General features: G+C 56.6%; 10 protein-coding genes. 1 reads left to right on the forward strand and 9 read right to left on the reverse strand.

Features of this window, described 5'->3' with window-relative positions; all coding sequences use genetic code 11:
• Positions 1–70: 70 nt before the first annotated feature.
• The gene (locus QMZ18_RS11730; protein ID WP_282606482.1) at positions 71–556 is read right to left on the reverse strand and encodes a DUF1127 domain-containing protein; all 486 of its coding nucleotides are present in this window, start codon (positions 554–556) and stop codon (positions 71–73) included.
• A gap of 311 nt (positions 557–867) precedes the next feature.
• Between QMZ18_RS11730 and QMZ18_RS11735 the strand changes: the two genes are divergently transcribed.
• Positions 868–2,733 (forward strand): aminopeptidase P family protein, encoded by a 1,866-nt coding sequence (locus QMZ18_RS11735; RefSeq protein ID WP_282606483.1) that lies wholly within the window; start codon positions 868–870, stop codon positions 2,731–2,733.
• Positions 2,734–2,749: 16 nt separating this feature from the next.
• Here the strand turns inward: QMZ18_RS11735 and QMZ18_RS11740 are convergent, their stop codons facing one another.
• The 8 genes from QMZ18_RS11740 to ftsZ all read right to left on the reverse strand — a co-directional run bounded on the left by QMZ18_RS11740 (position 2,750) and on the right by ftsZ (position 13,727).
• Positions 2,750–3,295, reverse strand: coding sequence for a hypothetical protein (locus QMZ18_RS11740; RefSeq protein WP_282606484.1), 546 nt, complete (start codon positions 3,293–3,295; stop codon positions 2,750–2,752).
• Between the two features lie 13 nt (positions 3,296–3,308).
• The gene (locus tag QMZ18_RS11745) at positions 3,309–4,004 is read right to left on the reverse strand and encodes an AAA family ATPase (RefSeq protein ID WP_282606485.1); all 696 of its coding nucleotides are present in this window, start codon (positions 4,002–4,004) and stop codon (positions 3,309–3,311) included.
• A gap of 864 nt (positions 4,005–4,868) precedes the next feature.
• Positions 4,869–5,126, reverse strand: coding sequence for a hypothetical protein (locus tag QMZ18_RS11750; RefSeq protein ID WP_282606486.1), 258 nt, complete (start codon positions 5,124–5,126; stop codon positions 4,869–4,871).
• Between the two features lie 235 nt (positions 5,127–5,361).
• Entirely contained in the window at positions 5,362–7,482 is a 2,121-nt protein-coding gene (gene ligA, locus QMZ18_RS11755) for an NAD-dependent DNA ligase LigA (protein WP_282606487.1), read from the reverse strand.
• Positions 7,483–7,490: 8 nt separating this feature from the next.
• A complete protein-coding gene (gene recN / locus QMZ18_RS11760; RefSeq protein WP_282606488.1) occupies positions 7,491–9,179 on the reverse strand; it encodes a DNA repair protein RecN in 1,689 nt (562 codons plus the stop codon).
• Between the two features lie 30 nt (positions 9,180–9,209).
• A complete protein-coding gene (locus QMZ18_RS11765; RefSeq protein ID WP_282606489.1) occupies positions 9,210–10,082 on the reverse strand; it encodes an outer membrane protein assembly factor BamD in 873 nt (290 codons plus the stop codon).
• A 387-nt stretch (positions 10,083–10,469) separates the two neighbouring features.
• On the reverse strand, positions 10,470–11,429 hold the full coding sequence (lpxC, locus tag QMZ18_RS11770; RefSeq protein WP_282606828.1) for a UDP-3-O-acyl-N-acetylglucosamine deacetylase: 960 nt from the start codon (positions 11,427–11,429) through the stop codon (positions 10,470–10,472).
• A 555-nt stretch (positions 11,430–11,984) separates the two neighbouring features.
• The gene (gene ftsZ, locus QMZ18_RS11775; RefSeq protein WP_282606490.1) at positions 11,985–13,727 is read right to left on the reverse strand and encodes a cell division protein FtsZ; all 1,743 of its coding nucleotides are present in this window, start codon (positions 13,725–13,727) and stop codon (positions 11,985–11,987) included.
• Positions 13,728–13,753 lie beyond the last annotated feature (26 nt).

Consider the following 13,753-nt stretch of genomic DNA (forward strand, 5'->3'; position numbering starts at 1 on the left):
GAAACGGCGGCTTCCTCTCGGAAAGCCGCCGTGCAAGTCGATAACTTAAAGATCTGCAATATAAAGCCGGTTAAGCGGCGCGGTGCGAAGCCGCGTTGCTGTTAGCGGCAGTCTTCGGTGCAACGGCCATCTTCGGTGCGACAACCGCGATCTCGGCGGCCGGATTCTGGACTGCGACAGGCTCGGAAGCCGCCTGCTCAGCCACAGAAGCCTTGGTATGGTCGGCTTTAGGATCGACGGCAACCAGTTGGTTGACAACGTCGGTCATAACGGCGCGCTCGATGCCAATATCCGCCAAGAGCCGGTCGTCCAGCTGCTGAAGGTCGGCAAGAGTCCGGCGACGAAGCAAGGACATACGAAGCGGATCGATCACGGCCTCTTTCACGACGCGGCCCATCGCTCCAAGCCCCGTCACGCGCAGGACCCAGCGTTTGGTCTGTGCGGCGAGCTTAAGCGTGGCTTCGCTCTGGCGACGGCGGGTATCAACCATCATCCATTCAAGGTCGTGCGGCTGGTTCGAAAAATCAAACTCCTTTGCAGCGTTTACTTTGGGCATCTCTCGGACTCCATCTCGTTGGTTTTGAGCGGCTTGGGTTGCAGATCTTTGGTGCCGCCGTGTCATGAAAAGGAATCTAGGCTCTTTTATCTTCCTGAACAGAGGATTTATTGCAGCGCAGCATTGCGTTTCAAGCATGGGAAAAAATGGCGGAAAATATACGAATTTTTAACTTCTGGGCGGCTGGTTTGGTTAATGCAGCCGATTTCTAAGCGCTCTTGTCAAGGAGAGGTCCTACGCTTAGCTTTTAAGATCACCAGGGCGAGATCGCTCTGTCACTCATTGAACGAGAGTCTGATCACGAGGTTGCCGTGCCATCATCATCCATGACTTCGTCCGCCGAAGTTTCGCCAGCGCAGGAATCCAAAGCCGGAACGGGGGACGGCGACCATCTGGCCGCTCTGCGGGCGGAATTGGACCGACGCAATCTCCAGGGTTTTGTCGTACCCAGGGCCGATGAACATCAAGGCGAATACGTGCCGGCCCGGGCTGAGCGGTTGGCATGGCTGACTGGGTTTACCGGATCCGCGGGTAGCGCCGCCGTTCTGCCGGACAAGGCAGCCGTCTTTGTCGATGGGCGCTATACCGTTCAGGTCCGCGAGCAGATAGATCTGACCCAATTCGCACCGCGGCATGTGACTGAGGAACCGCTTTCTGATTGGTTGAAAGAGAATTTGACTGACGGACAGCGTGTTGGATTCGACCCTTGGCTCCATACAGACAGCCAGGTTCTGCAGCTTCGCAATGCCGTGTCCGCAGCGAAGGGTGAACTTGTCGCCTGCGAGACGAATCCGCTGGATAGCGCCTGGCAGGATCAGCCTGAGGCCCCGCTTGCGGAGATCGTGCCCCACCAGATCGATTTTGCCGGACAGGCCTCCTTCGAAAAGCGCGCGGAGATCGCAGCCAAGATCAAGCAAGCCGGTTGCGCTGCGGCGGTGTCGACTCTGCCTGACTCGATAGCATGGCTTTTAAACGTGCGTGGCGGAGATGTGCCATGTACGCCATTGCCGTTGTCTTTTCTCATTCTGGCTAATGATGGGGTCGCGACTTGGTTCGTCGACGACCGAAAGCTCTCCGATGGTCTGCGCGAAGAACTGGGCAATGGGGTCGATCTGCGAGCTCCTGCCGAATTGGCCGATGCGCTTGAAGAATTGGGAAGACGCAAAAGCAGTGTGATGGCGGATCCGGCATCTGCGCCAAAGTGGGTGTTTGAGCGATTGGAAGGGGCAGGCGCAGAGATTGTTAAAGCCAGCGATCCCTGCCAATTGCCTAAAGCTCAAAAAAATACGATCGAGCTTCAGGGCACTCGGAATGCGCACTTGCGCGACGGCGCCGCCTTAACCCGGTTCTTATCCTGGCTGGATCGGGAAGCACCGGCACAAGTTGCAGCTGGTAATCTCAGCGAACTCGATCTGGTGGAAAAGCTCTTGTCATTTCGCAAGGGAGATTCCTTGTTCCGGGACTCGTCCTTTGAGACCATATCGGCCTCAGGTCCGAATGGCGCTCTCTGCCATTACCGGGTGACGCCCGACAATGACAGGCGGCTCGGGACGGGTGAGCTGTATCTGGTGGATTCCGGCGCTCAGTATCTGGACGGTACCACCGACGTTACGCGCACCGTTGCGATCGGCGAGCCATCGGCAGAAATGCGTGACCGCTACACCCGCGTACTGAAAGGTCACATTGCCCTTGCGCTGGCGCGTTTTCCTAAAGGAACCAATGGCGGACAGCTTGACAGTCTGGCGCGGTATCCACTTTGGCAGGCCGGCCTGGACTACGACCACGGCACTGGCCATGGCGTCGGCAGTTATTTGAGTGTCCATGAGGGGCCGCAGAGGATCGCCAAGGCAGGCTCGAATGTCGCCCTCCTGCCGGGCATGATCCTGTCAAATGAGCCTGGCTATTATAAGGCCGGCGGTTATGGAATCAGGATCGAAAATCTAGTCGCCGTTATTGAGCAGGAACAGCAGCCGGGAGAGGATCGGGCTATGCTGGCGTTCGAGACGCTGACGCTGGCACCGATTGACACCACTTTGGTCGAACCCGCACTTCTGACGGATGGCGAGGTCGCCTGGCTGGATAGTTATCACGCGCGGGTGCGGGCTTCGCTGATTGAAAACCTCGAAGGCGATGACGCGACGTGGCTGGAGAAGGTCACTCAGCCGTTGGCGCGGTAAGCCGGCACGATGACCATTACTTGCCGTCGGTAAATAGCACGTTCATGTAGGCGTGCTGGATGTCGTTGATGTGCCGGACGATGTCTGCGAGATCCTGGCCGATGCGCTCGGCCATTTGAAGATTTTCATCGACAAAGAGATCCGTTGGCTCCGCCCAGCGCTGGATCATATGGATCATAGCGCGGTAGGCTGCCCGCTCGTGCGGTTGGTTGCCTCGGCCAAGCTCGTGAATCTTGTTGAGAATGAATTCGAGACTGTCCTGCGCCTTCAGCATGTTGTTTTTGCCCAGGCCAGTGAGTCGTGCTTTGTGGGTGGTTTTCGATGCCCTGCGCGATTGCATCCGCATAATCTTGGCCTGCTGCGTTGCTGCAGCTGTGATCTGCTTGCTGTTCCGTTGCGCCGAATGGAAGGGCCGGGCGACGGCTGCAGCGATCTGATCGTTGGCAGTCGTTGTTGTTCTCGGTCCCGCCGTGTCATTGGACGGCGGGGCGATACCGGTCGGGATTGCGGCGCCCTTGGGCACGAGCAAGGATCCGGTCAGGCTTGCTGCTTTCAAAGTCATGCTCCTTGCCACTTTAATGCACACCTACGTTAAAAGACGGTTTTTCGATTACGGAAGCGGTTGACGACGGCATGATCGTCTTGCGTCGGCCCGAGATCAGTCGAGCGTCTATATATTCCCATAGTTTCGTGATTTCGCTTGCCGCGCGCGCCGCCTTGGAAACCTCCATGACGGTGCGGCCGTCAATCATGCTGGCGGCAAAATCGGCCCGGTGATGGATGATGACCGGCGCCACTGTTCCGTGCTGCGACAGGGCGCAAGCGGCATCCGACGTCATGCGAGCACGGGGAGTGGCCGCGTTGATAACGAAGATCAACGGCTTGCCTAAATTCTCGACCAGTTCGACCGTGGCGCCGGCTGCACGCAGATCATGCGGACTGGGGCGGGTCGGGATGATAATCAGATCGGAGACGTGGACCACATCGGCGATGGTGTCGGTGATTGCCGGTGGCGTGTCTACTACGAGAAGTTTGATCCCCGCGTCGCGCATGCGCTCGATATCCGCGGCAAGGCGCGAGACATATGTGCTGACAAAAACGGGCGTCTCATCCTGTCGCTCATTCCACCAATCAGCCAGGCTGCCTTGAGGGTCGGTGTCGACCAGCGCTACGGGACCCGCACCCATCTTCTGAGCCTGAACGGCTATATGGCCTGCCAGGGTCGTCTTGCCCGAGCCGCCCTTTTGGGAGGATATCGCCAACACTCGCATTTATCTCTTGCTCCTTTGTCGTACGGCCCCTGATAGGGCCCGCCTACGCAATCGGGCCTGATGTCCTAATGGCGCCGAATCAGCTGCATGGTTTTACGAACTCGTGTCAGTCGGGAAGCCTTTTTCTAGTCGGATGGTGGCTTCGCTCCCTTATTGACTGGCTTGCCTCAACAACCTAAGCAAGAGCTCTTAACAAGGTGTTACCGCGAGATTAATAGCAGAATCTTCAGGAGTAAAAGAAGCTAAAAATGTAGATAAATTTATATATAATCGAACTAAAGTAATAGTATAGTATGATATGAAATTCAATTATATTTCAATAGTTGATGGTTAAATTCCATTGTATGGCACAAGAAATTGAAGTGATATAGAATTATTGCGTTATGATTAGAGTTGTTTTTAGAGGTTATGTGTTTTTTGAGAGTTGTTTTGTGCCCCCAGATGCATTTTTACATACTATCGATCTAACAAGAACTGCATCCGTGAGGTAGAAACCGGAGTGGCGAAAGGTTCAAAATAGCGGATGATGCTGCAAGAGAATTCTTCTGGGGATAGAAATTTCGTCAGATTCAGAGAATTGACGGGAGCGTCGATATCTCAAGGATCCGGTCTCACGCGCAATTATTCGATTGAACGCAAACGTTCTTGACGGAAACGGTCTGGAAGTATGCTGCGAGGGGAGGTCCTGGTCGGACGGAATCGCCTTGGGCGATCTATCGTATAGGTGAATCTACTCTAACCATATGAGGTGAAGTGGAATCACGTGCTTTGACAAGTCCGAGATATGGAGCCGACAAGCCTTGAACCGTTTGGTCGGAGTATTAATTGAGAGCTATTCAGGTGAACGAGAACGAACGGGCGGGACTATTTCGCGTCTGAAAACAGAGCTTTCATGTAGGCGTGTTGGATGTCGTTGATATGGCGGGCGATATCGGCAAGATCCTGGCCGATTCGTTCGGCCATCTGCAGATTTTCATCGATGAAGAGGTCGGTTGGTTCGGCCCAACGCTGACACATATGTATCAAGGCACGGTATGCAGCGCGCTCGTGCGGTTTGTCACCGCGACCCAGCTCCTGAACTTTCTCGAGAATAAACTCGAGGCTCTCTTCCGAATTAAGCATCTTGGTTCCCGCCCCGCTATACTTACCAAGGTTTTAAGCCTTCATAGTAAACACTTGGTTTACGGAGCCCCGTGAGAACCAAAAACACGGAGTTATTATGGATTTTTTGCAGATGAAAGTTGTAGAGATTACGCAACCTCTTCCCCAGAGCTGTCTTCTATTCGAAGAAACCCTCTCACGCCAAGCATCCTGCGATTTTATTGCCTGGGCGATGGGGCATGTTCCAGTCTCCGCTTCAGCCCGCTGGTGCTATGAATGCAAGCCAGTCGGCTTCACTAAGCACTGTCAGGCCCAATTCCTCTGCCTTTCGGGCTTTTGAACCTGCATCCGTGCCGACCACGACGAAATCGGTTTTCTTTGATACGGAACCGGCCACCTTCGCCCCCAGGGATTCGGCTTTCGCCTTGGCTTCACTACGCCCGAGGGTTTCCAGTTTGCCGGTAAAGACGACCGTCTTGCCAGCAATCGGAGAGTCGCCCGACTCTTCAACCACATAGTCTTCGACGGTCAATTCTGCTGCCAAGTCATCCAGCACTTCCTGGTTGTGAGGTTCCGCAAAAAATGCGATGAGGTCGTCGGCCATTGCCGGGCCGATTCCATCGATGTTGATCAAGTCGTCGTAGGCGTCGTTTTCGCGGTCGTTTGCAAGGACAATGGCGCTACGCAGTTTAGCAAGGCTGCCATAGGTCTTGGCGAGCAGGCGGGCAGTGGTCTGACCAATCTGACGGATGCCCAGCGCAAAGATCAGCCGGTCGAGCGAGATCCGCCGCCGTGCTTCGATCGCGGCGAAAAGATTTTCGGCGGATTGGGTTCCCCAACCCGGCTGTTTGCGTAACGGCGTGAGGCTATCCAGATCCAGGGCGGCGAGACGGAATATGTCACCTGGCTTGCTGACCATGTCTTTTTCGAAGAAAAACTTCACCTGTTTGTCACCCAGGCCCTCGATATCAAAGGCATTGCGGCTGACAAAGTGTTTTAGACGCTCGACTGACTGGGCGGGGCAGATCAACCCACCTGTACAGCGGCGCACGGCCTCACCCTCTTCGCGGATTGCTGCACTGCCGCACTCGGGGCAGTTTTCCGGAACGACAAAGGGCGCACTCTCCGCCGTGCGATGGTCAAGCAGAACCGATACGACCTGTGGGATCACGTCGCCGGCACGCTGAATGACGACACGGTCGCCCTCGCGGATGTCCTTGCGTGCAATTTCATCTTCATTGTGAAGTGTGGCGCGGGACACGACGACCCCGCCTACGGTGATCGGCTCCAGGTTGGCGACAGGCGTCAGCGCACCGGTGCGGCCGACTTGAATGGTGATTTCGCGAAGGAGGGTCTCGGCTTGTTCGGCCGGGAATTTATGGGCGATCGCCCAGCGCGGTGCGCGACTCACGAATCCCAGGCGTTCTTGAAGGTCGAGACGATCGACTTTGTAGACCACGCCGTCGATGTCGTGCGGTAACTCAGCACGGGACGCCCCGACGCTCCGATAAAACGCGAGGATTTCTTCAACACTCCGGCAGAGTCGACCGGGCTCGTTGACCGTAAAACCCCAGCTCGCCATGTTCGCACGAACTTCAGTCATCGTTTTACCCAGAGGGCTGGACACTTCGCCCCAGGCGTAGGCATAGAAGGTGAGGGGACGGGAAGCCGTAATGCTGGCATCCAATTGCCGTAGCGAGCCAGCGGCGGCATTGCGCGGATTCGCAAAGACCTTTCCACCTCTGGCTTCCTGGCGTTCGTTCAGGGCGCGGAAATCGTCGTGTCGCATGAAGACTTCACCACGGATCTCGAGGGTCGCAGGCCAATCGCTTCCCGTAAGGTGCTTTGGGACGCCTGCCACGGACTGTACGTTGGTGGTGATGTCTTCGCCCGTGCTACCGTCGCCTCGTGTGGCAGCCTGCACCAGCTTTCCGTTTTCATATCGCAGCGCGCAGGACAATCCGTCGATTTTCGGTTCGGCCAGCACGGCGATTTCGACCTCTTCTTCCAATCCAAGAAACCGTCTAATGCGTGCCAGAAACTCGGTGATATCTTCGTCTTCAAAGGCATTTCCAAGCGAAAGCATGGGGACGCTGTGACGAACCTTGGAAAAACCCGCCGCAGGCTCTGCCCCGACACGTTTCGACGGACTGTCGTCGCGAACGGCGCCGGGAAACCGCGCTTCAATGGCATCGTTACGCCGCTTGAGGCTGTCGTAATCCGCGTCTGATATCTCAGGGGTATCCTGCTGATGATACAGTTGATCGTGCCGCAGTATCTCGGCTGCAAGCCGTGCCAGTTCGACTTCGGCTTGCTGTTCGCTCAGTTGCTCCGGCGCCAAACCTGCCACATCGTAATCCTCGGACCTTTCGTCCATAACCTTCTTTACGCTCCCATCAGACGATCTGCCGCCGCGCGGGCTTCGTCAGTTATCTCTGCCCCGGACAGCATGCGCGCCAGTTCCTCCCGGCGATCGCCCGTTCCAAGCGGAAGAACCTCGGTGGCGGTCGATTGCTTTTTCGATCCACTGTTTAGCGTGGTCTTGCGGACCTGCATATGGTAATCGGCCCGCGCCGCCACTTGTGGTGAGTGCGTGACGACCAGGATTTGCCGTTCCTTGGCCAGGCGCGCCAACCGCTCGCCGACTGCATGAGCTGTTGCACCGCCAACGCCGCTATCCACCTCATCGAAGACAAGAGCACCAACCGGACTGGTGCCGGCCAGAACGACCTTTAAAGCAAGCAGGAAGCGCGCGAGTTCGCCACCCGATGCGATCCGAGCCAAGGGGCCGGGAGCCGTGCCGGGATTGGTCGCAACTTCGAATGCCACCCGCTCAAGGCCAGAAGCGCCCCATTCGTCATCATCAAGCGCATCGATCCGAGTATGAAATATTGCCCTATCAAGCTTTAGCGGGGGCAGTTCGGCAGCTATTTTCCTGTCGAGGTCTTTCGCTGCTATGCGACGTGCTTTACTCAAAGTCTTGGCTTGTTTTACGTAGGCCTCACGCGCGGCTTCGCATTCCCGTTCGAGTCGTTCCAATGCTTCGCCACCGGAATCAATGGTCGCTAATCGCGCCGACAGAGATGCGCGCAACGCAGTGAGGTTTTCCACTTCGGTTCCATGTTTGCGCGCCATATCCCGAAGAGCAAAATACCTGTCTTCAATATCGACGAGACTCCCGCCCTCGACATCGATATCGCTGGCGAGGGACTGCAGACGTCCAACAGCATCCTCGGTTTCCGCCATTGCGCGATCCAATGCTCCCAGTGCGGGATCGAGGCGATCACCGGCTGCAGCCGTGACCCTTTCCAGACGACGCCGAGCCCCAACAAGGGCGTCTTCGGCGCTTGCCTGTCCGTTGCCTCCGGTCAGATCGTTAACTGCCGCATTAACGGCCTCGACCAGTTGCCCCCTATTGAGCAACAGCTTGCGACGCTCCGCCAACTCTTCCTCTTCGCCCGCGTGCGGGTCCAGTGCTTCCAGTTCCTCGACACTGTGACGCAGATAACCTTCGTCGCTGCGGGCTTGGGCTAAATCCTGATGGGCGAGATCCCTGGAGGCAAGGGCACCGCGCCAAGCATCCCAAAGATCGGCGACCTTGGTGGTCCTGGTAGGGTCTCCTGTAAAAGCATCCAGCAGAGATCTATGGGTGGCGCCATCCAGCAGACCGCGCTGCTCGAATTGTCCCTGAATTTCGATAAGACAATCGCCAAGACGGCGGAGGAGGCCGATCGAGACGGCCTGATCGTTCACGTAGGCCCGGCTGCGGTTGTCTGCAGCAACGATGCGCCGGAGCACAAGGCTGCCAGGCTCGGCCTCGATATCGTGTTCTGCAAGGATCCGGCCGCTTGGGTGATTCTGATCAACGTCGAAGACAGCCGTAACTGATGCTTGCTTCGCATCCCGCCGAACCAGTCCCGACACTGAGCGGTTGCCGACCGCCAAGCCCAAAGCGTCCAAGAGGATCGATTTTCCGGCGCCGGTTTCTCCGGTCAGCGCACAAAGGCCGTCGTGAAACGTCAGATCGAGGCGGTCGATGAGAACGATATCGCGGATCGACAGACTGACAAGCATCTGGCCGGAACCTTAGTGCGTCTTCGAGTTCTAGATGACGGAATTCCATACCCTGGAAATCCAGGAACCTTCAGCCTCTTCCGGCCGCAGATCCTCACCGGTCAGCAAAGCATAGCTGTCTACGTACCATTCGCTGCCTGGGAAGTTATAGCCCAGTACAGATGCCGTCGCCTGTGCTTCGGTGATGACTCCAAGCGACATGTAGCACTCGACAAGCCGATGCAGGGCTTCGGGAACGTGCGTTGTGGTCTGGTAGTCTTCGATCACCTTGCGGAACCGGTTGATTGCAGCGAGGTATTCGCCGCGATTCAGATAGTAACGGCCGATTTCCATGTGCTTGCCCGCAAGATGGTCGCGGGCAAGGTCAATTTTCAATTCAGCATCGCGGGCATATTTGGTCTCGGGAAAACGCCGGACCACTTCATCAAGGGAATCGAGTGCCTGCCGGGTCGTTTTCTGATCCCGGGCAACATCGGAGATCTGTTCATAGAAGCTGATCGCCTTAAGATAATAGGCGTAGGCGATGTCTTTGTTACCCGGGTGAAGTTGGATGAAGCGGTCGAGCGTGTTGATCGCATCGTCGTATTTGTTGTCCTGGTAGAAGGCGTAGGCCGCCATCAGCTGCGCTTTGGACGCCCAGACGGAATAGGGATGCTGGCGTTCGACCTCGTCGTAGAGTCGGGCCGCTTCGTCGAAGTTCGACTGCAGCAACTGGTCGGTAGCACCGTTGTAAAGCTCTTCGACCGGCTGTTCGATATAGGGCTCTTCATCGTCAGAACTGCAACCGGCGGCAAGGCCCAGGATTCCCAGCGCCGCGAAAACGTGGATTGCTGTTCTGCGCCATGGGCTGCGAGAGCTAGCGGCAGCGCTTGGGTGCGACAACTCGAATAGTGCTTGTTTCATGCGTCCCTAAAGTCTGATCGATTTGCTTAGAGCATTCAAACTACGTCAAACATGACGCCGTATGAATGCTCTAACGCTTTGAAGTAGAGCGGATTAGCGACATATAACCGGTTCAGATTAAGTGTCGTCCGCTGCTGAATCAAAGTGAAACGTGAACCAGCCTCTTACCCAGTCTATTTCAGGGAGGTTCACGCTCCGCATTGTCCCAATCGAGAGCGACCGCGCTCCAGGCCCTCGTCAGGTCAACTAGGCGGACGACCGATATGCCTCATTCGTGACTATAATGCCAACAACCGAAGCTCTCAAGCGACGCGGATGTCTTTTGGGATTGTTTGGAGGAGTGTCTGTCGGCCGGACCGAGTGCCTTGTCAGGCTCAAGGAGACCTATCAGGCTTGCGCGGCAACAGCGGGTTGAAGTCTTGCCGGCGCGGCGAGAGGGGGCATCAAATCGCTGTGGGTCATATCAACCCATTCCCAGGCACTTTCCTGTGCAAACAAAGACTTGATTAGACGCAACGTCAGGGCATGTCCGGCGCGAACACCGTGGAAATGCCCAATTATCGGGCCGCCGATCAGATAGAGATCACCGATTGAATCGAGGACTTTATGCCGGACGAACTCGTCATCGTACCGTAGGCCGCCTTCGTTCATGACCGTGTCACCGGAAATAACAACTGCGTTATCCAGCGAACCGCCACGGGCAAGGCCAAGCTCAAGCAGCTTATCAAACTCCTGCAAAAAGCCGAAGGTCCGTGCGCGCGAGACTTCCCGCTTAAAGCTCGTTTGAGAGACCTCGACGAACCATTCCTGGCGGCCAACCGCCCGGCTGTCGAAATCGATCTCAAAGTTGATGGAAAAACCTTTGCCCGGTGCAACGGATGCCGAGCGATGGCTCTCCGATGTTTCGACGTGTTCGATAATGCGAAGCGCCCGGCGTGGCGTATCTTGCTCAACAGTGCCGGCACATTCGATCAGGAAGACAAAGGGAGCTGCGCTGCCGTCCATGACGGGAACTTCAGCACCGTTCAGTTCGACAACGACATTGTCGATCTCGTAGCCGGCAAGCGCGGACATAAGATGTTCGATTGTGGCAATCTTGATGCCATCCTGTCCAACCAGCGTTGTGCATAGGGGCGTCTCGACAGCATTTTCCCAGCTTGCCTTGACTTCGTTATTGCCGCCATTGATGTCGACGCGCCGAAATACAACACCGGTATTCGCCGGTGCCGGAAGCAAAGTCATGTTGATCTTGGCACCCGAATGGAGGCCGACTCCCGAGCAGTGAATGGAGTTTTTCAGGGTTTTTTGGCGAACAAACTCGCCGGAGATCCCGCTTTGACCTGTCATGATCTTCACTAACTATCCGCTTCCTGCGCTTGCCCGACGATCTTAATTCGGCAAACTCATGTTCAAACCAACCGTCTCAAGCTTTACGATCACTGCCGTATCGCTCGTTGCATCTTGCGTCGTGTTTTCTGAAATCCCCCCGGACCGAACGCATTAATAGACTTGCTTAACAACACAGTAAGTGGCCCCGTGCAGCAACTCAAATCACTCTTTGTTGCAATATGTTACCGTTTGTAACGCGGTTTTATATTGCGATGCACAATAGGTTTGAACAGCGAGCCTTTCATTCGAACCAATGTGTCTGAACGGATCCATATCGCCGTAATTCACAGCTGAGAGATTCTCTGAGATAGCTTCATAGCGTCTCAAAAACAGACCGCCACCGAAGAGCAGGAAGCGCTCGACAGTGGCGGTTTTTGCGTGGGTTGACCTAAAGCAGTTTTAGATCAATGCCTTAGAGGTCAGGTTCGAAACCGTAACTCCTTGACGAAAGGCCTTGCCGTCGGAGCGACACGACGTCAAAGCCCCCTTGAGCTTCGCGACGAGAGCTGACCGTCAGTTAGCCTGACGACGCAGAAACGCCGGAATGTCGAGCAGGTCTTCGTCTGTTTGCCTGGTCCCAATCCGTTCAGATGGATCCAGACCCGACAGCCTGGGCTGCTGACTTGACGTTCCTTGCAGGGTCGATGCCGGTGCAGAAACCGGTGCCGGCTGAGGCATCGGCGGCATCGGAGTCGCCTGAGGTGCCGTCGCCGCTGGCAACTCCGGGCTTGCCGGGCGGGCAAGCGGAGAGAGGCTTTGGCTTGTCTGTGCCAATGGCTTTCCGGCATTCAATGCCCTAGCGGCACCGGTCATCTTGGCGAACAGGCCCCTTGGGCGCTTTGGGGCTACCTTGGAGGTTTCTTCATCCACGCTGGCAGCAGGTGCCGTCCGGACCGCGGGCAGCTCCGGCATTGCTTCTGGTTCCGAAACCACTGTGGCCCTGGGCTCTTCAATTCGCACCGACGAAGCTTCCTCTGCAGTAACCGGCGCCGGGGCGATGAAGCTGTCCGTAACCGACTCGCGTTCTACCGGTTGTGGCACCGCGAAGTTTTCGACAGGTGCTTGCTCGGGCTCTTCGAACAACTGACTTTCCAGCTCTGGCTCGTACTCTGCGACCTGCGCTGTTGCGGCAGCCGATGCAAAGGGAGCGCCCGAGACTGCCGGCATGGCGGCGACGGGTGCTGCTGCGATGGGTGCAGCAGCGGCAGGTTCCAGCGAAGCAGCCGGTGTTGATTCTGCACGAGCAGAAACCAGGCTGATCGCTGCCGGGCGTGGCGAGATCGCTTCGTCGACGTCGATGCCGGTTGCGACAACAGAGACCCGCATTTTGCCTTCCATTGTCGGTTCGAAGGTAGAGCCGAAGATGATGTTGGCGTCCGGGTCGACTTCGTCGCGGATCCGGTTGGCGGCTTCGTCGACTTCGAACAGGGTGAGGTCTGGACCGCCGGTGATGTTGATCAGCACACCGCGTGCACCCTTCATGGAGACTTCGTCCAGCAAAGGATTTGAGATCGCAGCTTCCGCTGCATCAATGGCACGAGTTTCGCCGTCGGCTTCGCCGGTGCCCATCATGGCCTTGCCCATTTCGGTCATGACGGCCCGGATATCAGCAAAGTCCAGGTTGATCAGACCTGGCATGACCATCAGATCGGTAACGCCGCTGACGCCGGCCTTCAGAACATCGTCCGCCATCTTGAAGGCGTCCGCGAAGGTTGTCTTTTCGTTTGCCACCCGGAAGAGGTTTTGGTTCGGAATGATGATCAGGGTGTCGACATACTGGGTCATGTCGTTGATGCCGGCTTCCGCGAGACGCATGCGGTGCACGCCCTCAAAGTGGAAGGGTTTGGTTACGACACCAACGGTCAGGATACCTGATTCCCGGGCTGCCCGGGCGATCACCGGTGCTGCGCCGGTACCAGTGCCACCGCCCATACCAGCGGTGATGAAGACCATATTCGAGCCTTCGAGGTGACCCAGGATTTCGTCCATGGCCTCCTCGGCAGCGGCCCGTCCGATGTCGGGACGGGAACCGGCACCCAGACCCTGGGTGATATTCCGGCCGAGCTGGATGCAGCGATCGCAGTTGGATCCGTTGATCGCCTGAGCGTCGGTGTTCGCAATCAGGAACTCCACGCCTTCCAGGTTGGATTGTATCATGTTGTTGACGGCGTTGCCGCCGGCTCCCCCGACACCGATAACGGTGATGCGGGGGGATAGGTCGGACTTTAATGTCGGTACATTCAAATTCAGCGTCATTGTCGCCTCCACTTACCCACGCAATA

Origin of the sequence: Pelagibius sp. Alg239-R121 (genome assembly GCF_947331435.1) — a bacterium.
Classification (GTDB): Bacteria; Pseudomonadota; Alphaproteobacteria; order Kiloniellales; family Kiloniellaceae; genus Denitrobaculum.

Bases quoted from the DNA above. Each gene is read 5' to 3' on its own strand.
- QMZ18_RS11740 (WP_282606484.1), bottom strand. From the start codon at position 3,295: ATGACTTTGAAAGCAGCAAGCCTGACCGGATCCTTGCTCGTGCCCAAG.
- lpxC (WP_282606828.1), bottom strand. From the start codon at position 11,429: ATGACAGGTCAAAGCGGGATCTCCGGCGAGTTTGTTCGCCAAAAAACC.
- QMZ18_RS11745 (WP_282606485.1), bottom strand. From the start codon at position 4,004: ATGCGAGTGTTGGCGATATCCTCCCAAAAGGGCGGCTCGGGCAAGACG.
- QMZ18_RS11765 (WP_282606489.1), bottom strand. From the start codon at position 10,082: ATGAAACAAGCACTATTCGAGTTGTCGCACCCAAGCGCTGCCGCTAGC.
- recN (WP_282606488.1), bottom strand. From the start codon at position 9,179: ATGCTTGTCAGTCTGTCGATCCGCGATATCGTTCTCATCGACCGCCTC.
- ftsZ (WP_282606490.1), bottom strand. From the start codon at position 13,727: ATGACGCTGAATTTGAATGTACCGACATTAAAGTCCGACCTATCCCCC.
- QMZ18_RS11750 (WP_282606486.1), bottom strand. From the start codon at position 5,126: ATGCTTAATTCGGAAGAGAGCCTCGAGTTTATTCTCGAGAAAGTTCAG.
- ligA (WP_282606487.1), bottom strand. From the start codon at position 7,482: ATGGACGAAAGGTCCGAGGATTACGATGTGGCAGGTTTGGCGCCGGAG.
- QMZ18_RS11730 (WP_282606482.1), bottom strand. From the start codon at position 556: ATGCCCAAAGTAAACGCTGCAAAGGAGTTTGATTTTTCGAACCAGCCG.